Source organism: Neoalteromonas arenosi (genome assembly GCF_030362855.1).
Lineage (GTDB): Bacteria > Pseudomonadota > Gammaproteobacteria > Enterobacterales > Alteromonadaceae > Alteromonas_E > Alteromonas_E arenosi.
In genome coordinates this window covers 379,879-402,028 of record NZ_JAUCBP010000006.1, presented here as the reverse complement: position 1 = coordinate 402,028, position 22,150 = coordinate 379,879, and the positions used below count along the sequence as shown (strand labels likewise).

General features: G+C 46.1%; 20 protein-coding genes. All 20 read left to right on the top strand.

All coding sequences use genetic code 11. The features are described from left to right. The first annotated feature begins 330 nt into the window (after positions 1-330). The gene (locus QTP81_RS06090; RefSeq protein ID WP_289364404.1) at positions 331-1,158 is read left to right on the top strand and encodes a flagellin N-terminal helical domain-containing protein; all 828 of its coding nucleotides are present in this window, start codon (positions 331-333) and stop codon (positions 1,156-1,158) included. A 687-nt stretch (positions 1,159-1,845) separates the two neighbouring features. Beyond that, positions 1,846-2,685: a flagellin N-terminal helical domain-containing protein gene (locus QTP81_RS06085; RefSeq protein ID WP_289364402.1), complete on the top strand. Its 840-nt coding sequence runs from the start codon at positions 1,846-1,848 to the stop codon at positions 2,683-2,685. A gap of 38 nt (positions 2,686-2,723) precedes the next feature. Then, positions 2,724-3,194: a flagellar protein FlaG gene (locus QTP81_RS06080; protein ID WP_289364401.1), complete on the top strand. Its 471-nt coding sequence runs from the start codon at positions 2,724-2,726 to the stop codon at positions 3,192-3,194. A gap of 111 nt (positions 3,195-3,305) precedes the next feature. Then, positions 3,306-4,784, top strand: a complete 1,479-nt coding sequence (gene fliD, locus QTP81_RS06075) for a flagellar filament capping protein FliD (protein WP_289364399.1) — start codon at positions 3,306-3,308, stop codon at positions 4,782-4,784. A gap of 12 nt (positions 4,785-4,796) precedes the next feature. Further along, the gene (gene fliS / locus QTP81_RS06070; RefSeq protein ID WP_289364397.1) at positions 4,797-5,225 is read left to right on the top strand and encodes a flagellar export chaperone FliS; all 429 of its coding nucleotides are present in this window, start codon (positions 4,797-4,799) and stop codon (positions 5,223-5,225) included. Between the two features lie 2 nt (positions 5,226-5,227). After that, entirely contained in the window at positions 5,228-5,527 is a 300-nt protein-coding gene (locus QTP81_RS06065) for a hypothetical protein (RefSeq protein WP_289364396.1), read from the top strand. Between the two features lie 51 nt (positions 5,528-5,578). Next, positions 5,579-6,577 carry a UDP-N-acetylglucosamine 4,6-dehydratase (inverting) gene (gene pseB, locus QTP81_RS06060; RefSeq protein ID WP_289364395.1) on the top strand — a complete coding sequence of 333 codons (999 nt, stop codon included), beginning with the start codon at positions 5,579-5,581 and terminating at the stop codon, positions 6,575-6,577. Next, a complete protein-coding gene (gene pseC, locus QTP81_RS06055) occupies positions 6,574-7,722 on the top strand; it encodes a UDP-4-amino-4,6-dideoxy-N-acetyl-beta-L-altrosamine transaminase (protein WP_289364394.1) in 1,149 nt (382 codons plus the stop codon). Before pseB ends, pseC begins: the two co-directional genes overlap by 4 nt. Further along, complete coding sequence (pseF, locus tag QTP81_RS06050) at positions 7,719-8,417, top strand: pseudaminic acid cytidylyltransferase (RefSeq protein ID WP_289364393.1); 699 nt, start codon at positions 7,719-7,721, stop codon at positions 8,415-8,417. The genes pseC and pseF overlap by 4 nt, the downstream gene beginning before the upstream one ends. Then, positions 8,414-9,412, top strand: a complete 999-nt coding sequence (locus QTP81_RS06045; protein ID WP_289364392.1) for a glycosyltransferase family 9 protein — start codon at positions 8,414-8,416, stop codon at positions 9,410-9,412. The genes pseF and QTP81_RS06045 overlap by 4 nt, the downstream gene beginning before the upstream one ends. Next, a complete protein-coding gene (gene pseI / locus QTP81_RS06040) occupies positions 9,405-10,457 on the top strand; it encodes a pseudaminic acid synthase (protein WP_289364391.1) in 1,053 nt (350 codons plus the stop codon). The genes QTP81_RS06045 and pseI overlap by 8 nt, the downstream gene beginning before the upstream one ends. A 2-nt stretch (positions 10,458-10,459) precedes the next feature. Next, complete coding sequence (gene pseG / locus QTP81_RS06035) at positions 10,460-11,479, top strand: UDP-2,4-diacetamido-2,4,6-trideoxy-beta-L-altropyranose hydrolase (RefSeq protein ID WP_289364390.1); 1,020 nt, start codon at positions 10,460-10,462, stop codon at positions 11,477-11,479. Further along, complete coding sequence (locus tag QTP81_RS06030; RefSeq protein WP_289364389.1) at positions 11,476-12,033, top strand: GNAT family N-acetyltransferase; 558 nt, start codon at positions 11,476-11,478, stop codon at positions 12,031-12,033. Before pseG ends, QTP81_RS06030 begins: the two co-directional genes overlap by 4 nt. 8 nt (positions 12,034-12,041) lie before the next feature. Next, entirely contained in the window at positions 12,042-12,278 is a 237-nt protein-coding gene (locus QTP81_RS06025; RefSeq protein WP_289364387.1) for an acyl carrier protein, read from the top strand. Between the two features lie 11 nt (positions 12,279-12,289). Continuing rightward, positions 12,290-13,018: an SDR family NAD(P)-dependent oxidoreductase gene (locus QTP81_RS06020; protein ID WP_289364386.1), complete on the top strand. Its 729-nt coding sequence runs from the start codon at positions 12,290-12,292 to the stop codon at positions 13,016-13,018. Positions 13,019-13,031: 13 nt separating this feature from the next. Next, positions 13,032-14,414 carry an AMP-binding protein gene (locus QTP81_RS06015; RefSeq protein WP_289364385.1) on the top strand — a complete coding sequence of 461 codons (1,383 nt, stop codon included), beginning with the start codon at positions 13,032-13,034 and terminating at the stop codon, positions 14,412-14,414. Beyond that, positions 14,411-15,514: a LuxE/PaaK family acyltransferase gene (locus tag QTP81_RS06010; protein WP_289364384.1), complete on the top strand. Its 1,104-nt coding sequence runs from the start codon at positions 14,411-14,413 to the stop codon at positions 15,512-15,514. The genes QTP81_RS06015 and QTP81_RS06010 overlap by 4 nt, the downstream gene beginning before the upstream one ends. Next, complete coding sequence (locus QTP81_RS06005) at positions 15,507-16,706, top strand: acyl-CoA reductase (RefSeq protein ID WP_289364383.1); 1,200 nt, start codon at positions 15,507-15,509, stop codon at positions 16,704-16,706. Before QTP81_RS06010 ends, QTP81_RS06005 begins: the two co-directional genes overlap by 8 nt. Beyond that, positions 16,703-18,487, top strand: coding sequence for a glycosyltransferase (locus QTP81_RS06000; protein ID WP_289364382.1), 1,785 nt, complete (start codon positions 16,703-16,705; stop codon positions 18,485-18,487). Before QTP81_RS06005 ends, QTP81_RS06000 begins: the two co-directional genes overlap by 4 nt. 95 nt (positions 18,488-18,582) lie before the next feature. Beyond that, complete coding sequence (locus QTP81_RS05995) at positions 18,583-22,131, top strand: 6-hydroxymethylpterin diphosphokinase MptE-like protein (protein ID WP_289364381.1); 3,549 nt, start codon at positions 18,583-18,585, stop codon at positions 22,129-22,131. Positions 22,132-22,150 lie beyond the last annotated feature (19 nt).

The window sequence follows — 22,150 nt, the reverse complement described above, 5'->3', positions numbered from 1 at the left end:
AATGGAAGTGTAGACTAGCTAAACACACCCGAGGGTGTCTGGCTTTGAACTGCTGACTGACGAGTATAACGCCAGGAGGTAGTGAGAGGTATGAGGTCTGGAACATCATACCCGCCAGCCAGCAAGAGCAAACGCTCAGTTTTAGCTTAGTCTTTCACTTGGCATATGCCTAGCAAAAAATGTCAAAATCCCACCGCAAAGCGGGCATGACATTCATAAATAAGCATAGGTCGTGCCAAAATTTAAATTTTGGCTAATCCATTGTTTTCAAAATAACAAACCGCTGATGTTGACTATCAGCACTATTTGAAAACGTTAGGAGAGAGACCAATGACTATCTTTGTCAATACCAACGTCTCATCGTTAAACGCGCGCCGGCAGTTAATTGACTCCGGTATAAATCTGAGCACGGCGTATGAGCGCTTGTCCTCAGGTTTTAGAATTAACCGTGCGGCAGACGATGCAGCCGGATTACAAATCACCGATCGCATGACGTCCCAAATCAAGGGGCTCGATCAAGCTACCCGTAATGCCAATGATGGAATCTCGCTCGCGCAAACGACCGAAGGTGCACTAGCTGAGGCTACCAATGCTCTGCAACGTATACGGGTACTGGCGATTCAAGCGCAAAACGGGATTAATACGTCTGCCGATCGGGTGGCTCTACAAAAAGAAGTGACAGCATTGAAACTCGAGGTCAGTCGGATAGCGTTGTACACCCAGTTTGCGGGCGTCAATGTTCTGCGCGGTAATTACTCTGCAGCTTTCCTAGTCGGTGCGAACGGTGGCCAAACCATTAGTGTCAATATTTCTCGTACCGGTGGTTACGGATTTTCGGGACTAACCAACGGTAACGAATTATCTGTTTTGACCGAATCGTTAGCATCAGCGGCGCTGACTACTATCGATGTGGCCATTTCTACAATCGGAGCTGTGCGAGCGGATTTGGGCGCTATTCAGAACCGCTTTCAATCGACGATTAGAAACTTAGCGAATATATCTGAGAACGTTTCATCGGCAAGATCGCGCATTCGTGATACAGATTTTGCCACCGAGACGGCAGAATTGACCCGCTGGCAGATCATTCAACAGGCGAGTACAACGGTACTGTCGCAGGCGAACCAGCGACCGCAAGCCGCATTGAGTTTACTCCAGTAAGGAATTGAAAAGAGGGTGGAACTGAGAGGCCAACCTCGCCAAGGATGGCGGCCGTAAGGCATTGTGATATCGTATTTACAGGTAAATAAGGAATAAAACGCCGACTAACAGGACTGAGAGTGTAGAATTTTAGGTTGAGAGGCCAGTAAATCTACTATTAATCCTGCCAGCCGACAGAAACCAAATTTTGCTCCATCTCCTAACGTGAGCAAGTTGGCCGGGTCTCATGACTCGGCCTTTTTTATTGTTATTGCCGAATCTTTGACACTGCCACTTTCCCAAACATTTAAGCAGGACGCGTGCCAACACCAATATAGACACATTAAAAATAACCTAATTCCACAAAATACATTCCCGAGATTTCCTATCACATCATTATTTTTCCCTTCACAAAACTTCCATATGGTTTCCACCTAAGCCTGTTTGAATTCGCGTTTTAAAAAACTTTAAGACTTTTTATTCCTTTAAAAACAGCCAGTTATATTTTTTTTAAAATTTTTTCAAAAAAAAACTAAAGTCTCTTATGAAGTGGCCGATAAGGATAGTTGAGGGGTAATTTAATTACTGTTTTTGTTAAGCGTGTGGTAGCGCTTAGCGCATGAGGTGACTCTTTGGAGGTTCAGAGAGTTGTGAGTGGAAGAGATAGCTGGTTCTCTCAAATCGAGCTGTTTCCCAGGAGGTATAATAATGACTTTATTCGTCAACACTAACGTGTCTGCCATTAATGCTCAACGTCAGTTGTTCAGTTCTGGTCAAGCACTAAATACGTCGTTCGAAAGACTGTCTTCAGGATTTCGAATCAACCGAGCTGCTGATGATGCTGCGGGTCTGCAAATTTCAGATCGCTTGACATCACAGATCCAAGGTCTAAACCAAGCCGTTCGAAATGCCAACGATGCTATCTCTTTGACGCAAACTGCTGAAGGTGCGTTAGGTGAGACAACCATTGCTTTGCAGCGGATCCGCCAATTGGCAATTCAATCGCAAAACGGTATCAACTCTGACTCAGACCGAAACGCTTTGCAGAAAGAAGTATCGGCGCTGAAAAGCGAGATTACACGGATTGCAACAGATACCGAGTTTAATGGGGTTAAACTGTTGGATGCCGGTTTCTCAGCGGTTTTCTTAGTCGGAGCTGAAGGCGGTCAGACTATTTCTGTAAATCTATCCGCAGGTAATATTAACGGCGGCACTAGCTTTAGTGCAGCGGGTTTAAACCTTACCGACACTACTGTTGCTACTGCATCTGGGGCGTCGGCTGCAATCGGTGCAATCGACACGGCAATCTCTGCAATTGGTGGTGTGCGTGCTGATTTAGGTGCGTTACAGAACCGTTTCCAGTCTACGATCCGAAACTTGAGTAACATCTCCGAAAACGTCGCGTCAGCGCGTTCGCGGATCAGAGATACGGATTTTGCTGCTGAAACGGCAGAATTGACGAGAAATCAGATTATCCAGCAGGCTTCTGTTTCTGTGTTGTCGCAGGCTAACCAGAGACCGCAATCGGCATTGTCGTTACTCGGATAGTCTATACTTATAGGACGTAATGATGAAGGAGGTTAATTGTGGAAGGTATTAATTCGCAAATTGGCCAGACTTTTGCTGTAAGCTCATTATCTAGCGCTGATTCTGCAGCAGCTCGAAATCTGGCTCAAGATCGTCAAACTGAGTCCGAGCGGGTTGCAAACAGTGAGGCGAGTAACGGTGTGAATACACCTTTACAGCAACCATCTGCTGGGGTTCAAGAAAATTCTACTCCGGCCGATACTGTAGAAGGTGAGCAGCGACCTGAAAGCATTGAGCTTGAAGAGGCATCCCGAGAGATTGAGCAGTTTTTGCAATCTCAAAGTCGGAATTTAGCTTTTTCTGTTGATCAGGGTACCGAACGTTCCGTTGTCACGGTCACAGAAGCAGATAGTGGTGATGTCATACGACAAATCCCGTCTGAAGAAGTACTAAGACTAGCTGAACGGTTACGCGAGCTACAGACGGATGTCGGTAGTAGTGTTGGAGTACTGTTTAATAATCAGGTATAGCCAATGTGAAACTGTAAAGTTTCTTTAGGAGCGCCGTAAGTCACCGCTGTTGGGGATTTGCGGCTTCTTTGTTTTTGGTTTGCTGAAAGGTAGAGTTTGTTGAGGTAACGTATGACTATTCAATCATTAGGTGTAGGGTCTGGCTTAGCGCTGGACGACCTTGTGACCCAGCTTTTAGAAGCTGAAAGGAAACCTAAACAGGACCGGCTCGATGCGCGTGAAGAGCAAATTGAGGCTGAGATATCTGGGTTAGGGCAGCTAAAGAATCGATTGACTGACTTCCAAGAAGCCGTCGATGACTTGCGTTCTGATAACGGTATCAATAAGCGTGAACCAACGATTTCTAACCCTTCTGAAGATGATGATATTTTAAGTGCTGAAGCGTCAAATAGCGCATTGGAAGGTGATTATGCTATTGCGGTAAAACAACTAGCCAGTGGTAGCCGGATTGAAACTGCTGATGCTATCGACGGCGGCTTTAGTGATTCATCTGATTCTGTACTCGGCACAGGGTCGGGAAGTCTGACATTTAAAATCGGTAATACGAGCGATACATTTACGATTAATGTAACCGCCGGTATGACATTGGCGGAATTGCGTGAAGCGATCAACGGGGCTGATGATAACTTTGGCGTAAACGCGAATATTATTTCTACTGGCACAACAGATGGCGGTGCAAAACTGGTATTCACCTCTGATATCACCGGTAGCGGCAACGATTTAACCATTGTTAATGATAATAATTTAGCCGACCTAGACAGAGTCGCAACGACCGACTCGACTGAAACTGCGACTTATTTATCACCGATTGTGTCAGCGCAAAACGCCATTGCAGAAGTTGATGGAATTGAAGTGCAAAGCGCGAGCAATGAATTTGAAAATACGATTCAAAATGTATCTTTTACCGCGAATGAGTTATCACCGGCAACGGCTACTACTGATTTGGCGACTTATCCTGATGGGTTTATTTACCAGACCTCAACGCTGACTATCGGTTTTGATAAAACGGGCTTGGAAGAAAAAATCAATAAGTTTGTAACTGACTACAACAGTATTATCAGCGAGATTCAAACCCTGACTCGTTATGGTGAATCTGATCTTGAAGAAGATGGTGCTTTGGCTGGCGATTCTTTGGTTAGAGGTATTCAATCTGGCTTGGCGAGTTTAGTGGGGGGGGGGGTTTCAGGCTCTTCATTAGGTAGTTTATTTGGCATCGGTATCGAGTTTGACGAAGATGGTAAGCTTGAAATTGGCTCTACCGATTTTGGCTTGGGTACTGGTCAGGACAGGCTCGAGGACGCCTTAGATGATAGTTTCGATGATGTCGCAACGCTATTTTCGGATGAAAACGAAGGTATCGCAACTAAACTCTACGACTACATTGAACAATTCGTTTCGTTCAGCGGTATTCTTAGTACGCGTGAACGCGCTGCTCGCGATGATAAAGATCAAGTGTTCGACGACCGTGAGCAATTTGAATTGCGCATGCTCAACGTTGAGCAAACACTGCGTGATCGCTATTTGAATTTGGATCAAACCGTTGCACGGCTAAATCAAACCGGGCAGGCGCTGCTCGCCTCATTAGGTTAATAGGAGTTTTACATGGCACTAACGGGTATTAACGCTTACAAAAAAGGTGGTTTAAAGCAAGATGTTGCTAGTGCAGATCCCCACAAGTTGACACTGATGCTAATGCAGGGCGCACTAGATAAAATGGCCTATGCCAAGGGGTGTATTGAGCGCAATGACCTATCCGGCAGGTCTGAGCATTTATCCCGTACTACAGCGATTATCATCAACCTGCGCGACACTCTCGATATGCAGGCGGGAGGCGAGGTTGCTGACAACCTTTTTGCTCTGTATGACTACATGATACAACGGCTGACTGACGCTAATGTGCAAAATAGTCAAGAAATTGTCGACGAGGTAATAAAGCTATTATCACCTATTCGAGATGCGTGGCTACAAATCCCTGAAGCCGCCAAACAAGAAGCGTATGAAGCGCAGCGCCACAAACGTACAGCGGTGTAGTGATGGCCCATTCAGCCAGTGAATGCGTGCAAGCTCTAAACGACCAAAACACGCGTATTTTAGAGCTGCTTAACAGTGAGGAGCTCAATAGCGAAACCCTTGCTGATATGGTGGTAGAGCGTGATTCATTGATCAATCGCTGCTTAGAACTACTCCCCGATGGTGAGCGTCGGGCATTTGCTGAAAAAGAGTATGAAGTGAACCAATCACTACAAGCCAAATGCGAAGAGCTACGACAGCAGTCAAAGGAATCGTTAAGTAAATTTGTCAAAGACGTCAAGGCTGTGCGAAAGTATCGGTAAGATTATTGCTTAAGGAAAGCAATAACGTCAAAACTCTGTTGAGGTAGCAGCGTGTTTACCGATAAATCAATACTAATAACCGGTGGTACAGGTTCATTTGGCAAGCGTTTCATTACGCATCTGCTTAAGAATTATCAACCCAAAAAAATCATCATTTATTCTCGCGATGAATTAAAGCAGTTTGAAATGCAGCAGGTTTACGACCACCCCTGTATGCGCTACTTCCTTGGTGATGTAAGAGACAAGCATCGTTTAATTTCCGCCATGAGTGACGTAGATTATGTTGTGCATGCAGCTGCGCTCAAGCAGGTGCCAGCTGCAGAGTACAATCCGAATGAATGCATTAAGACCAACATTAATGGTGCGCAAAACGTTATTGACGCGGCTATTGCAACAAACATTAAACGCGTAATTGCCTTGTCGACGGATAAAGCCGCGAACCCAGTAAACTTATACGGCGCGACAAAACTTGCGTCGGATAAACTGTTTGTTGCGGCAAACAATATTTCAGGTGCGAGAGGACCGCGATTTGCCGTTGTTCGATATGGCAACGTGGTGGGGTCACGAGGTTCAGTGGTGCCATTTTATCGCAAGCTGATGTCAGAGGGCTGCAAAGCGCTTCCGTTAACTCACGAAGAAATGACGCGATTTTGGATCACCTTGGATGAAGGCGTGGATTTTGTAATTAAAGATTTCCAGCGCATGCAAGGTGGTGAGATATTTGTACCGAAGATCCCATCGATACGCATTACTGACTTAATTGAAGCAATGAGCGGAACCCGCGACTATGATTTAGTGGGCATTAGGCCGGGTGAAAAATTACACGAGGTTATGGTACCCGAAGAAATGGCGCATCATTCCTATGAGTTTGATGATCACTATGTGATCACGCCCGCAATTAAATTTTTTGATAAGACCATTGATTATGGCAAGAATAAACTCGGCGAAAAAGGTCATTTGGTAGCCGATAAGTTCGAATACAACTCAGGTACAAATCCACATTTTTTAACTGTTGATGAATTGAAGGCGTTAGATAAAGTTACCGAATGATACCCTATGGCAAACATCAAATTGTCGACGCCGATATCGCTGCAGTCGTCGATGTTTTAGAAAATCAATTTCTCACGCAAGGTCAAATGGTACCCGCGTTTGAGCAGGCGTTATGCGAGTATACGCAAGCGAAATACTGCACAGCGGTTAACAGTGGAACGTCAGGTTTGCATGTGGCTTGTTTAGCCTTGGGGGTGGGACCCGGAGATTGGCTTTGGACCTCACCAAACTCGTTTGTCGCATCAGCAAATTGCGCGTTGTACTGTGGGGCAAAAATTGATTTTGTTGATATTGATCCGCATACTCGTAATTTAGACACGGATGAGTTAGCAGCCAAACTTCAGCTCGCTAAGCGTGAGGCGCGTTTACCCAAAGCCATCGTTGTCGTGCACTTCGCCGGTCTGAGCTGTGACATGCAAGCGATCAGTGCGTTGGCTCGCGAATACGATGTAAAGGTCATTGAAGATGCTGCACATGGCTTGGGTGGTTTTTATAAAGGTCGACCGATTGGCAGTTGCCAGTACAGTGATATTGCCGTTTTGAGCTTTCATCCGGTGAAAAGTATAACCACCGCAGAAGGTGGGGCCGTTATGACCAATGACGCGAATTTAGCGGAGCGTTCAGTTCTCTTTGCTAAACACGGCGTTACCCGTGATCCGGATAAGCTTACTGAGCATCACGGGCCTTGGTACTACCAACAACACGAGCTTGGTTTTAACTATCGTATGAGCGATATACATGCAGCGCTTGGACTTAGTCAACTATCACGACTGGCGTCCTTTATCACTGCACGCAAAACACTGGCTCACCGATACCATAAGGCCTTGGCAGAATTACCTGTGCAGTTGCCTTTACCAAACGACAGTACGAACGACTCAAGTGCATGGCATCTGTACATGATTGAGTTGCTCAGTGGCGACAGGAAATCGGTATTTGAGCAGTTACAGAGCAAAGGTATCGGCGTTAATGTCCATTACATTCCAATCCATTTGCAACCTTATTATCAACGGATGGGCTTTACCGCAGGACAATTTCCTTGCGCAGAGCAGTTTTATCAACGTGCGATTACACTGCCGCTATATCCTGATTTACAGATAGAACAACAAGATCGCGTAATTCAAGCATTACGAGAGATATTGAAGTGAACATAGCTATCATTCCGGCGCGGGGCGGCAGTAAGCGTATTCCGCGCAAAAATATTAAGGCATTTTGCGGTAAGCCGATGATTGCTTATAGCATTGAGGCAGCCGAACAAACGCAATTGTTTGATGATATTGTAGTGTCTACTGATGACGAGGAAATCGCGCACATTGCGAAGTCTTACGGCGCTTCAGTTCCATTTATGCGACCTGCAACACTATCTGATGATTTTACCGGAACCCGCGCAGTCACTAATCATGCGATTCAAGCTTACTCAGAATCCCACGGTCGCCCTGATTTTTGCTGCTGTATTTACGCTACTGCGCCATTTTTGCAAGCGCGCTATATCAGCCAAGGGTTTAATGCACTTAAAGATAACAGCGAGAAGGCGTTTGCGTTTTCAGTGACTACTTTTGCATTCCCAGTTCAACGCGCGCTCAAGCGGGTTGACGACGGAGTTGAGAGCATGTATCCCGAGTATGCACAAACGCGATCACAGGATCTAGACGAGGGATTTCACGATGCGGGTCAGTTTTATTGGGGCAGTACCGCAGGCTATTTATCCAGTGCCGCGATGTTTTCTACCTCGAGTATTCCTATTGTGATCCCGCGTTATTTAGTACAAGACATAGATACACCAGAAGACTGGCAACGCGCTGAATTGATGTATCAAGCCTATATGAAAAGTGATCAAACATGAGTAATTCAAACCGCTCAAGAAAGCCCAAAATTCTTATTGTTCGCATGTTGGGTCTCGGCGATGTGACATGCATTGGTATCCCCGCGTTGCGATTTGTTCAACAACAAAACCCTGACGCTGAAATTCATTTTTTGTCCTATGCGGCGGGATTAGACATTATTCGATTAGCTGCACCGGAGGTCAAAGTCTTCGGTCTGGAAAAAGATCAATGGCCGGATAATATCGTCTTCGCGATGGAAACGTTTCTCGGTTTAGCTGAGACTATTGTTGGGGAAGGCTATCAGCAAATCATTAACCTCGACACTTGGTTTATGCCCTGTTTTCTTGCGCGTTTTCTCAAAGATGCAGGTGAACCGGTTGCAGGCAACATGATGAGTATTTCGGTCGGTAATTTAGTCGATCAATTTCAACAGCAGACCTTGAAGCCTGAATATGTCAATGACCCTGCCGCGTATTTGCAAAGCACATGGTTTGGCATGCACCAATGGCATACGCCGTGGTGGCAAAATGGGCATAATCCCGACGGCGGTTATCCTGAGTTTTATTTACGCAATTGCTGCGGGTTTACCGAGTTAAAGCTCGATATGTCGATAGATGTACTCAGCGACTCCGAATTTTTGCAGGTGGCCGAACAGCGACCGGTGGTTGCTCTGGCTTGTAACGCCAGAACTAAAGAGCGCAATTACCCCTACGCAGCCGAGTTGCAGCAACAGTTAGAAGCGAATGGTGTGTTTGTTTGGACCGGTTTCGATGGCAGCATCAGTATGCAACAGACACTGGCTCGACTAAAGGCCTCCAATTTACTAATAAGCGTGCCTTCAGCACCCCAGTGGTTAGCGACAGCAGTTTCATGTCCTACTTTAATCATCTCTGGCGAAGTCGATCCGCGAACTCTAATGCCAGACTACGCGACTGATATGGGCGCAACACCCATTGAGCCTGCTATTATCGTTGATGGGGTGTTGGCTATTTTAAAGGGGGAAGACAATGCATGACGTACGAATTGGTGACCGAATTATCGGTGCTGACGACTCGCCTTTTATTATTGCCGAACTCAGCGGTAATCATCAACAGAATATCGACCTTGCATTAGCGATGATTGACGCTGCTGCAGACGCAGGGGCGCATGCGATTAAGTTGCAAACTTACACTGCTGACTCTATGACCTTAGATGCTGACAGTGACGATTTTGTAATCCATGAACGCGACAGCTTGTGGTATGGGGAAAAACTACACAGTCTATATCAAAAAGCTGCGACTCCCTATGAATGGCATCCTCGGTTATTTGAGTATGCGCGGCAAAAAGGTTTGATTGCATTTAGTTCGCCGTTTGATGAAGCTGCAGTAGATTTTCTCGAGGACCTTCACGTACCATGCTTTAAGATTGCCTCATTCGAACTTACCGATTTACCCTTAATCGCCAAAGCCGCGAGAAAGGGAAAGCCGTTAATTATGTCAACCGGTATGGCGTCTTTAGCAGAGATCGAGGAAGCTGTGGAAACGGCGAAATCGTCGGGGTGCGATGATATTATTCTATTGAAATGCACCAGCACCTATCCCGCACATGCGGGTAACACTAATCTACTTACGATCCCAAATATGCGAGAAGCATTTGGTTGTCAGGTCGGACTATCTGACCACACGCGCGGCATAGGCGTGGCTGTAGCCTCAGTGGCAATGGGGGCAAGTGTGATTGAAAAGCACTTTGTGCTAGACCGCTCGGCTGGTGGTGTTGATGCTGAATTTTCGCTCGAGCCGGATGAACTCAAAGCGCTTGCAATAGAGACTCAAAGAGCTTGGTTGGCATTAGGGCAGGTAAAATACGGCGGCGACGTATCCGAGGAAAAAGCTAAGCAATATCGTCGTTCTATTTACGTGTCAAAATCGATTAAGGCAGGTGAGACTTTAACAGCTGACAACTTACGCATTGTGCGTCCTGCCTTTGGCTTGCAACCGAAGCACTGGCATACGGTGTTGGGTCGAAAAGCGAAACGCGATATGCAAAAAGGTCAGCCTTTGCACTGGCAAGACTTTGACTAACTATGGTTGCAGTGTTTATTGTACAAGCATCTGCTGCAATCGGAATGGGGCACTTATTGCGCTGTTTGGCATTCGCGCAAGCCCTAAATGCTGATGGTCATCGCGCGATTTTTTTAGTCGATGAAACCACTCATGCGTTGGCTCTGCAGCGACGCGATTGGGTTGGCGAACTTTTACCACATGATTACAACGCGCCAGTAGAAGAACAAATCCAACAGTGTGAGCAACAGCTCAACGGTGCAGTAGATTGGCTTATTGTTGACGGATACCAGTTTGATAGCAACTACTGGCTAGCATGGCGCGGTAGGCATTACCCTATTGTCCTGTTTGATGATGCAGTACATGCTGATATTGATACCGCTGATGTCGTTGTTAACCCCGCTGCGATGCCATGTAAAACCACTAACAATTATTGCTATGGTGAAAAGTTTCGCTTGTTAAGAGATGAATTTAGTAATCTAACGCCAAGTGAAGTCGCTGAGCGGCCATTTTTAACCATTAATTTTGGTGGTAGCGACCCATCTTTGTTGACGCTAGATGTCGTTCGCCAATGGCTCGAGCAGGAGGTAACAATTCCGTTGCAGGTCATTACTGGGCCAGCGTTTACGGGGCTTGCAAAACTAAAAACGTTATTAGCAACAACCTCTTTGCCTATCACGCATATTCACAATGCACAAAATATGGCGGACATTTGGCTGAATACGCGAATTGCCATTGCCGCCGCAGGCGGCAGTCAATTTGAACTATGCGCGTGTGCAACGCCGGCAATTTTAGTCGTTGTGGCAGATAATCAGCAGCAGGCAACGCAGTCAGCGGTTCAGCAAGGCTGGTGTAGCTCTTACGATATGCGCGATACTGCAGCGAATAGAAGATCTATATGCGCCCAGCACATCATCCATGAGGCGCTGGCACTGTGGCATTCGCCAGAGCAACTCAAACTGATGCAGTCTCGAGCGTTGGCACATTTTGCTGGAAACGGTGCACAGCAACTCGTGACCCATTTAAAGAAGCTTATGGCATGACTATTCCAACACTGCACGGTTATCAAATTTCGTTGCGTCCGGTGGTACGTGGAGATATCGAACAACTGCGTATTTGGCGCAATTCGGAGCATGTAAAACAGTTTATGCTTAGCGATAATGATATCACTAAGGAACAGCAGTTAGCCTGGTTCGAGCATATTCAAAGAGCGCACAATCAATGGCACTTTGTGATCGAATATCGACATCAAGCAATTGGCTCTTGTAACATCAAGACTCGCGGTAAAGCTGCCGATATAAGTACAGCTAAGCACTTTGAACTCGGTTTGTATATCGGTGAGCAACGTTACTTGGGTAATATCATTGCGTTTGCGCCAACGTTATTGATGGCCGATTACTGTTTCAGTGAATTGCAGGCTAAGCAATTATACGCGGTGGTGAAGCCAGAGAATGCTGCAGCCCTTCGCTACAACGAAAAACTGGGTTATGCAGTCGTTCACCGTGGCGATATTATCGAGATGTGGTTGCGTCAGTCGGATTATGAAGTGCACAGTAAGCCACTAAAATCATTGTTAAATCGTCCAACTCGAAGATAAGGAAAACTATGTCCCAACAAAAACTAACGGCTGCGTTTGTTCATGCACTTGGCTTAACAGACGACAAAGTGACTGATGATTTAACCTATAACACCATTCCAGAATGGGATTCAACAGCCCATATGATCCTTATTGCTGAGCTTGAGGACACTTTCGATATTATGCTCGATACTGACGATATCATTGATATGAGCTCGGTTGCTGAAGCAAAGCGTATTTTAGCGAAATACAACGTGCAGTTTTAACGAGTAACGATGTGTTAGAGCAGAAAGTTATTCTTATCACTGGTGCCAATCGCGGCATTGGATTGACTATCGCGCAGGTCTGCACCCGTTTGGGCGCAATCGTTTTGTTGGCGGGCCGCAATGATGCACAACTTGAAATCATTGCTGAGCAACTGGGTGAAAACGCAATCCCGATGGCTTATGACATTGCCGACGAGGAGCAAGTTAAGGCGGCATTTGGCCATATCAAGCAGCATATAGGGAGACTTGATGGGCTAGTGAACAATGCGGGGGCCATGCAGAGTGCTCCAGTGGGCATGACCCGAATAGCCGATTTAAGAGCACAATTGGATGTAAACACGGTTGCCACTTTTCAGCATGCGCAATTGGCCACCCGACTGATGGCTAAACAGCAGTCGGGGGCGATTGTTAATTTGTGCTCAATTATTGGTGAACAGGGCAGTGCCGGACAGGCAGCCTATGCGACTTCTAAAGCGGCAGTTTCGGGTATGACCAAAGCCATGGCAAAGGAGTTCGCGCCGTTGGGAGTTCGGATCAATGGCGTGGCCCCGGGGTTCATTGATACTGATATGACGGCTGACTTTACCGCTGGCCAGCGCGAAGAAATACTCGCCAATATTGGTTTGGGCCGCATGGGTAACACCCAAGATGTTGCCGATTTAGTCAGTTTTCTGTTATCCGATCACGCCAGTTATATTACCGGTCAAATTATTGGTGTCGACGGCGGTATGCGCCTCTAGTGCGGCAACACCTATGTTTTTTGAACTGAAACAAAACCCAAATGCAGTCGCTTTAAATTCGGTTACGTCGACGAATGGTCAAGACTATTCTGAAGTTGCCATTACATACGCAGAGTTAGCGCAGTTAGTGGCTCGGCGCAGAGAGATGTTGGCGCGGTTGGAGGCAGCGTTGCCAGCGCAGCAGCGGTGCGTATTGTTAGTTAAGATGCACGCAACGCTGGACAGTGTAATTGACTACCTAGCGGCTCTTCAGCAGCGCTGCGTGGCAATTATTATTGACCCAGAAATGACGGAGTCCAGCCATCAGCAACTAGCGAAGCAGTTTCAAGCGCACGCAATTTTAGACGCTGGAAAACTCTGTGAAAACGGGCAACAACAATTTTCGATCGACAGCGATGTTGCAATTCTCCTCCCAACGTCAGGCTCAACCGGTGGAGCTAAATATGTAGCGTTGAGCTATGCTAACTTGCAGGCTAATGCTGAATCGATATGTGCTTATTTGCCAATCGCTTCAGGTGATTGTGCAATGAATACGCTGCCGCTGTTTTACTCTTACGGCTTATCAGTCCTCAATACACATTTGCTCAGTGGTGCAAGTCTGCTATTAACGCCTTATACCATTGTTGATAAAGCATTTTGGCAGTTGATGAAAACCGCTGGTGTTACAAGCTTCGCAGGTGTACCCCATTTCTATGAAATGCTGATCAGACTGAGGTTTACGCGGATGACCTTGCCCCACTTAAAGTATTTTACTCAAGCCGGTGGGAAGCTCGCAGCGGATACTTTAACTGCGTTATGTGAATTCAGTCGGAGCTCCAACAAACGCTTTTTTATTATGTATGGGCAAACCGAAGCGACCGCGCGCATGGCCTACTATGAAGTTGAACAAGACGATGTCACCCCAGGCATAATTGGCCGAGCGATTGTGAATGGTCAATTCCGGCTGAAGGATGGAGAATTACAGTATGCGGGCCCGAATGTAATGATGGGGTACGTTCATGATGCCGAGGACTTTGCGAATTTTGAGCCAATTGAATGGCTGGCTACCGGTGATCTAGCGGAGGTTGATGCACAACGAAATTATTACATTGTTGGTCGCAAGAAGCGGTTTATTAAGCCTTTTGGAATTCGGATTGACTTGGATTTGCTTGAAAACAATATTCGAGCACGGGGTGTTGAGTGCTATTGTAGCGGCACTGACAAGCGCTTAATCGTTGCAACAGAAACACTTTCACACGAACAAAAAGAAGATTTGCAACAATATTTGCAAAGCGAAACCCGTATCCATTTCAGCGCGGTTCAACTCATACAATTACCATCACTGCCGCTAACAGCTAATGGGAAGCGTGATTATTCAGCTATTGACCAATTGGCAGCGCAGGCAGTAACGCGATGAGTACGAGTACAAAAGACATACAAGCATGCTATCAGCAGCAATTTGATGCATTGCTAAGCCAGCCTGTGTTCGGATTGGATCGAGCTGCAAAACAGCGCCTCTTACTGCCGCTTCTTGCGACGTTAACAGAGCTGCATCAACAGCGATGTGCCGGTTTTGCCAATATCCTCGGCAGCTTTAGTAATGAGTCGGCCTCAACAATTGATACTTTGCCTTTTCTAGCGGTGCGCTTATTCAAGCTCATGGAACTGAAAAGTGTCGCAAACGAAGATGTTTTTCGACTTTTACAGTCTTCAGGGACCACTGGCCAAACGCCAGCAAGGGTAACGCTGGATAAGGCCACTAGCCAACGTCAATCTAAAGTGTTGGTGGCTATTTTGCAGCAGGTTTTAGGTAAACAGCGGCTGCCGATGCTGATAATAGATGCACCCGCCACGGTCGGCAGAGATGCTGCGTTTAGTGCTAGAGCGGCAGGTATTCAAGGTCTAGCTTTTTTTGGGCGTCATCACACCTACGCACTTAACGATGATATGACGCCTAATTGGTCAGCGATTTCTCAGTTTTGTGCTGAGCACGGCTCTGGCCCAGTGTTGGTATTCGGTTTTACTTTTATGGTGTGGCAGTATTGGTTGGACGCTTTAGCGCAGAAAAACCAAACACTGAACTTACCTCATGGTGTTTTATTGCACAGTGGGGGCTGGAAAAAACTCGAGCACCTGAAGGTTGACAATACTGCTTTCAAGCGCACGATTAAAGACTTTACGGGCATTACCGCGGTGCATAATTTTTATGGTATGGCCGAGCAAGTCGGTTCAATTTTCATGGAGTGTTCACACGGTTACTTACACGCACCAAGTTTTGCCGACGTAGTTGCTCGAGACCCAAATACTTTACGAGTTACAGGCTTTGAGCAGCAGGGCTTGTTGCAAGTGTTATCTGCCGTTCCGACCAGTTATCCCGGCCACAGTCTGCTGACAGAGGACCTGGGTGTTTTGCATGGCGAGGACGATTGTGCATGCGGATGGAAGGGTAAATATTTTTCGGTTAGCGGTCGGTTACCCAAAGTCGAGGTTAGAGGTTGTAGTGATACACATGAATGAATACCCACCAACAGATAAAGATGACATAACGCTATTAGCTCCGTCGTTCGGCTCCGATTGCGATTGGCTTAATGAAGTTCAAGCCGCTAGTTGTATGCCGGTTAAGGACGCTATTGCCTTGAGTTTTGTTAAAGCGTTATCGAAAAGCCTACTCGACCCTAAGAATAAAAACTTCCCTGAGATTGTGGCATTGGGATTTTGGCTTCGCAATGTCAGTTGTCCTCTGACAGCACAGTCTGATGCCCAATTGCATAAGCCGATTGGGCTAACTGTGCATTTTGCCCCGGGTAATGTGGATACTATGTTTGTCTACAGCTGGTGTTACGGCTTACTACTGGGAAATAAAAACATTGTCCGCTTAGCATCTCAGGTAACGCCTATACAATCTGCACTCATCAACGCCATTAATGCACTCTTGCAATTGCCAGAGTTTGCTCAGCTGGCTGCACGCAATAAATTTGTCCAATACCCAAAAACCAGTAATTGGACAGCAAGATTGAGTGCAATTGCGGATGCGCGCGTGATCTGGGGAGGCGATACCAGTGTAAATAGCATTCGTGCCTATGCTGCGAAACCGCGAACACGAGATATCTGTTTTGCCGATCGCGTATCAGCCGCTATTCTCAACGGTGATGAACTCGACAATAACGATAAAATTGCCCATACGGCACAGCGGCTATTACGCGATACATTGCCCTATGACCAACAAGCCTGTTCATCGCCACGGATGATATTTTGGCAAGGAAGTACGAGCGCTTTAACGGCGTTACTAGAATCGTTAGCCGAATTGTTAAACGAACAAATTCAGCCTTCGCTCACCCGTGCTAACGAACAACTGGTGTTCAGTCAGTATGCGGCAGCCAACAATGGCGCTGAAGTTATTTGGCGCGGTCAAATAACAGCAATAGTGACTCAACAGCCTGAAGCAGTTATAAGTCAACATTTGGGGCAGTGGTGCTTTATTGTGATACCCGTTACTCAACCCAGTGATATTGGCGCATATATTACTGATAGGTTTCAGACCTTAACCTACGCGGGTTATCAGTCAGAGGAAATTGCCACAATACTCACCGCGCCGCAATACACCGGGATTGATCGCGTAGTACCAATCGGTGAAGCACTGGATTTTAATTATCTGTGGGATGGTATTGATTTACTCAGTGGACTAACACGCGTGGTAAATGTGCGATGAGCGATAGCGTGGAAATTCAAATTCTTATGCCAGTCTACAACGCTGGTGAGCATTTGGACGCCGCGATCCAGAGTATCGTTGATCAGTCACTACGCGATTGGCAGCTGTTAATACTCGACGATGGTTCGACCGATAGTTCTTTACTTATAGCTCAAAAGTGGCAAGAAAAAGAACCGCGTATACGGGTAAAGTCGCGGGAAAATAGAGGACTGGTTGCAACGCTTAATGAGCTGACAGCATGGTCTACAGCGCCATTGCTGGCCCGCATGGATGCCGATGATTTATCAGCGCCACAGCGATTGGCTCAGCAGTTCGCCGCTATCCAAACACTTTCAAGACCAGCAGCTGTGGGCTGTTGGGTTTCGCTTTTTGGTGCTAAACAGGCTGTATGGCATTATCGCGAGCACGATAACGATATCCGCATGTTGGCGTTCTTTGGCCGTTGTCCATTAATTCACGCGAGTTTACTCGCTGACCGTGAAGTGTTTGAAGGCCATCCTTTTCAACCGCAATACACTCATATCGAAGACTTAGATTTCTTATTTAGGTTGGTGGGGCAGTCCAATGTCACGCTACACAATGTGCAGGAAGATTTGTATCACTATCGTCAGCACAGTGATTCGGTGATATATCAACATGAAGAGCTACGCGATCGCCAATATCGACTGCGCTTCACAGAGTTTTTGTCTACCGCTGGCCTAGAATTAACGGATGAAGAAGTTAAACATTACATGGACTTTTGTTACAACTGTCCGACACGTTTTAAGACTGTCGAAACAGTGCTCAACAAGATTGCCAATGCGATAGGCTCAGATTATCCCGGCTATCTAGCTGAAGCAAAACGGCGTTTGACGATGGCAAAGGGCACACTTATGGCTACAGATAAAGTTGCAACTGAGCAGGTAAAACCGCGCGCATTGATCTTTGGTGCGGGTTTGGCAGGGCAGCGCTCGCTGTCTCATATTCAGGAGCAATATGATGTACTCGGATTTATTGACAATGACAGTGATAAACACGGTTCAATGATTCAAGGTTTACCCATTAATGCTCCAGAAACTGAGCGGTTTCGGCATGTTGATGCAGTTTTTGTCGCCAGTGAGTACTTCGAGCAAATTCAAGGGGAACTCCTTGAACGCTTTGGCGTTACCCCCAGTAAAGTACGCAATATCCCGGCGCGAATGATGACCGCAACGACCTTTGCTGACTCGGGGACGCACAGCGGAGCCAATATTCGTATCCTGCAACTATGTTGTCAGCAGCTTGAACAATCGGGCCTGTATTTCCATATTGACGCTGGCACCCTGTTAGGTCTATACCGCGATAATAGCTTAATCCCGTGGGATGATGACCTCGACTTTGCGGTCAGTAGTGCTCAGCTTGACGAGTTGAAAGTGGCATTGGCAGCACTCCAGCAAGAACTTGCACGTGTATGTCGATCGCATTGGGACTTACAGGTGTTATACACAGATCAAGGGTTTGGCAACGTGCCTGCAGGCGCACTGCGCTCGTTCAAGTTGTGTTGTAAAGACAAGCAAGACTTGCCTAGCATTGATTTTTTTGTCAAATATGCAGACCAACAACACAGTGATTATTGCTTGGCAAGCCGAGGGATTAGAATGCCGGCCGCGCTCTCTCGTCAGTTATCAACACAAGTAATAGACGGATTTTCGTATCCGATACCAGCGCAAACAGACGACTATCTGACTACCCATTACGGCGATTGGCGTACACCTGACAAAAATTGGAACTTACAGTCGCTCAACAATACGACAGTTTTTTAAAATTCCACTTTGTTTAGACACGCTGAAAGCCAGACTCTTAAATCAGACTGTGTTATTGTTATCTCACTGTCGCTATAACCATAAAAAACTCAGACATGTATCAAAATATTCGTGCGCACTTAGATTTTGATGAGCAAACTCAAACTGCTATTGAATCAAACCTCAGCAGCGAACTCGATCTGCGGCAGCGCCAAAACATTCGCGCGTTCAAACTCTATGCCCCAAACGTACTGGCGCATTTAAATAGGCATAGCGAGGATGCGATTAGCGTATTTTTAAATCAATCTGGGCAGATGAATTTTGTCGATGTCACCACCGGGAGTGTTTTTTATGGGCAGTCCCCCAGACAAGAGGTCGAAGAACAATATCGCACGCATATCCACCGATTGCCCTTTGTTGAGTTTCATTCGACTACCATACACCCACCTCAGGAGCCTACGGAAATATCTGAATGCGTAGTGGTTTTGGGGGTTGGGTTAGGTTATCACTTACAGCGTTTGATCAATGATTATACGATCCGACATTTGGTCATTTATGAGCCAGAAACATCATTGTTTAAAGGCTCATTACTCAGCTGCGATTGGCGCGAAATTCTCAAAGCTGCGCAACAAAAAAATACGTCAATCTATTTTCAAGTGGGCGAGAGCGGCGCGAACATTATCAGCGATTTAACGGAACTTATTGAGCATACTAATGCAAGCTCTGTGTATATTTACAAGCACTGCAATAACACCGTATTTAATGCCATCCAGCAGGAATTTTTGGCGCACTCTTGGGCGGAGTTAAAGTCTAAACCACTGCCGTTCAATCTCTATCAGACATCCTCGTTGTCACTACCTCGATGGACTCGGTCGTTGCAGAGTGAGAACTTCTCGGAAATTAGTCCGTTAGACGATCATCGTTTTCAGCAAAACATGATTGCGTTTAAGGAGTACTTTCCAGACTTAGCTAACCAGTTTGGTGACTATAAGCCGAAACAATGGTTACCCATGCGAAATGCGGCAGGCAGTGTGGAGTTAGTGCATAAAACACTGGCCGAAGTCTATTCTGTCAATGGTGCAGAACAAGACGGTCACAACAGTTATGAGACGTTCAAACGCTTTCCCAACAAAGATGGTTTGATCTTGGGGTACGATGGTGAAAAATTAAAAGCCTATACTCATTATCGCTTTGTTAAAGCCACCGAAGTGTTACTCGAAGACACCGAAGAAAAGCGCAATGAACTGCCAGAAAACGTCCAATCATTAATTTTATTCGGCTTGTTGCAAGGCTATTCACTACAGGAATTAACCGCTGCTCACGAAGTTCAAAATTTATTCATTTGTGAACCTGACCCAGACTTTTTTTACGCCAGCTTATTCGCCTTAGATTGGTCTTCGCTATTGAAAGATATCGACGCTACTGAGCGTCGCATATATCTGAACATTGGTGATAATGGCGAGAACCTATTTCGAGATTTACTCAATCAGTTCTATGCGATTGGGCCATATATGTTGGCCAATACGTTCTTCTATCAAGGTTATTTTAGGTCGGATTTAGTCGATGCTGTCAATCACCTGCGCGAGCAGCTTCAAGTGGTTATTGCTATGGGTGAGTGTTTTGATCACGCGCGTTTCGGCATAACACATACCAGTGCATTAATTAACGACGGCGCTAAATTTTTAATAAAGAACGCCTCTACCTCGTTGAGTCTTGCCCACCGCGATGTTCCTGTTTTTGTTGTCGGTAATGGACCATCGCTTGATCAGTCTATTGAACTGATTAAAGCGGAGCGCGAAAACGTTATCGTGGTATCTTGTGGTACTGCTTTACAAGTACTTTATCGCAGTGGAATTACACCAGACTTTCACGCAGAGATTGAGCAGAATCGCGCCACTTTTGATTGGAACTCGCGGATCAATGCGTTTGAGTTTTTAAAATCTATAACCTTGTTGTCATGCAATGGCATTCACCCGCACACTGCCGCGTTATTTAAAGATACTATGCTGGCTTTCAAGGAAGGAGAGTCTTCGACGGTGTCAGCGCAAAAGCTGTTGGCCGATGAATGGGCGACACTCGAATTCGCGTTTCCAACCGTGACCAATTTTGTCGTCAATTTATTTCTCGAGCTGGGTTTTCATCAACTTTACTTTTTGGGCGTTGATTTGGGGTTTATTGATTGGGAATCCCATCATTCGAAACTCAGCGGATATTACGATGACAAAGGCGTACAGCTGTATGATTACAAACGCAAAAATCGTTCGCAATTATTAGTGGCGGGTAATTTTCGTAAGGTTGTATCAACCAAGTACGAATTTAAAATTGCAAAAGATATTCTTGAGCTTTCTTTGCGCTCGCATACTGTTGAAAGTTTTAATTGCTCAGACGGAGCGAGAATCGCTGGCACTAGTCCGTTGCGTTTGGAAGATGTGCTAATTACCTCATCACCAACTGAACAGCAGTCAGCACTCGCGGCAATCAAAACTAACTGCTTTAAGGGCGTGGGCGAGCAAGGGGATTACCAGCAGAAGTTTGGGCATCGCTACTCGCTTGAGTTATTAAAGAAAGAGATCGCGCACCTGATAAGTTTGACGACACAGTGTTTAGCCGACGAAATTGACGTGGAAAGCTTAATCAGCCAAACCAAAGTTACGTTGCATAACAGCTATCAATCCGGTCGTTCATTGTTGTTTTATCTGATTTATGGCAGTAGTAATTATGCGCATGCGGTATTTAGTAAGCTGATTTCTCTCGGTGATTCGGCTGACAGTGACGGCGGCGAGGCGTCGCCGCTGATGAAAGCTGTGCATGCGTGGCAAAAGATGTTGCGTGCCGTTGAATCAGAGTATCTGTGTTTTGCGAATAGCTATGATTTCGCTCATTCGCTTCACCATCAGCGCGAACAAATCTATCTTGAGCGGAATCTAGTTGAACGACGTACCATGGTGCGAGTTACACCGAACTATCAAGAGAAAACCACGCGGATCTTAGCTAAAGTAGCGCCCAAGTTAGTGGTAGTCGACAATCAAACTAATACAGCAGATGTTGATGCACTTTTGATTTTCATGGACACCATACCATTAGATCAAGTGCATCAAGACTTGCGTATGGCAGCTAGCACCGAGCAACCCCCACAAATTGTTATTGTCACCCATGACTTGTCGGCTTTTCAGGGACTTAGACAAACATACGAGTCACTTAACCTCGCCATGGTGTTTGCTCATGATGCAATCCGCTGTGACAGTCAAGTGACCGAATTTCTTACCGGAAACCGCAGTTATTACGTCGATCCGATGCACGTTATGCACGGTGCGAGGGCAGTTGAAGAAGAGCTCGTTAATACGATAGTGATTCCCAAACTGACGTTTGTTGAAAATTATCAAGAACGCAATCCGGAGTTATTGCAATTGGTTGAATGCTTTAGCGAATTTAATCAATACATCGAATTTCCATACTATCTATACATACCGTTTGAAGCTGCAATAGACGCAGAAAACTTGGTTGACAAAGCGATGAATGCTGGGCGACCGGTAGGGCATCCAATCCTGCTTGAAGCGCTAATCCGTTCGGTTTATCCGTTGGATAAAGCCGAGACATTTGCGCAGCAGCTGCGCGATGGATTGATTCCACTTATCACTGATGACTATGGATTGCAGCGCGGTTGAAGCCAGTTGCAGCTATTTA

Excerpts from the sequence above, each read along its gene's own strand:
- QTP81_RS06090 (WP_289364404.1), top strand. The coding sequence starts at position 331 with ATGACTATCTTTGTCAATACCAACGTCTCATCGTTAAACGCGCGCCGG.
- QTP81_RS06085 (WP_289364402.1), top strand. The coding sequence starts at position 1,846 with ATGACTTTATTCGTCAACACTAACGTGTCTGCCATTAATGCTCAACGT.
- fliD (WP_289364399.1), top strand. The coding sequence starts at position 3,306 with ATGACTATTCAATCATTAGGTGTAGGGTCTGGCTTAGCGCTGGACGAC.
- fliS (WP_289364397.1), top strand. The coding sequence starts at position 4,797 with ATGGCACTAACGGGTATTAACGCTTACAAAAAAGGTGGTTTAAAGCAA.
- QTP81_RS06065 (WP_289364396.1), top strand. The coding sequence starts at position 5,228 with ATGGCCCATTCAGCCAGTGAATGCGTGCAAGCTCTAAACGACCAAAAC.
- pseC (WP_289364394.1), top strand. The coding sequence starts at position 6,574 with ATGATACCCTATGGCAAACATCAAATTGTCGACGCCGATATCGCTGCA.
- QTP81_RS06045 (WP_289364392.1), top strand. The coding sequence starts at position 8,414 with ATGAGTAATTCAAACCGCTCAAGAAAGCCCAAAATTCTTATTGTTCGC.
- pseI (WP_289364391.1), top strand. The coding sequence starts at position 9,405 with ATGCATGACGTACGAATTGGTGACCGAATTATCGGTGCTGACGACTCG.
- pseG (WP_289364390.1), top strand. The coding sequence starts at position 10,460 with ATGGTTGCAGTGTTTATTGTACAAGCATCTGCTGCAATCGGAATGGGG.
- QTP81_RS06030 (WP_289364389.1), top strand. The coding sequence starts at position 11,476 with ATGACTATTCCAACACTGCACGGTTATCAAATTTCGTTGCGTCCGGTG.
- QTP81_RS06025 (WP_289364387.1), top strand. The coding sequence starts at position 12,042 with ATGTCCCAACAAAAACTAACGGCTGCGTTTGTTCATGCACTTGGCTTA.
- QTP81_RS06015 (WP_289364385.1), top strand. The coding sequence starts at position 13,032 with ATGTTTTTTGAACTGAAACAAAACCCAAATGCAGTCGCTTTAAATTCG.
- QTP81_RS06010 (WP_289364384.1), top strand. The coding sequence starts at position 14,411 with ATGAGTACGAGTACAAAAGACATACAAGCATGCTATCAGCAGCAATTT.
- QTP81_RS06005 (WP_289364383.1), top strand. The coding sequence starts at position 15,507 with ATGAATGAATACCCACCAACAGATAAAGATGACATAACGCTATTAGCT.
- QTP81_RS06000 (WP_289364382.1), top strand. The coding sequence starts at position 16,703 with ATGAGCGATAGCGTGGAAATTCAAATTCTTATGCCAGTCTACAACGCT.
- QTP81_RS05995 (WP_289364381.1), top strand. The coding sequence starts at position 18,583 with ATGTATCAAAATATTCGTGCGCACTTAGATTTTGATGAGCAAACTCAA.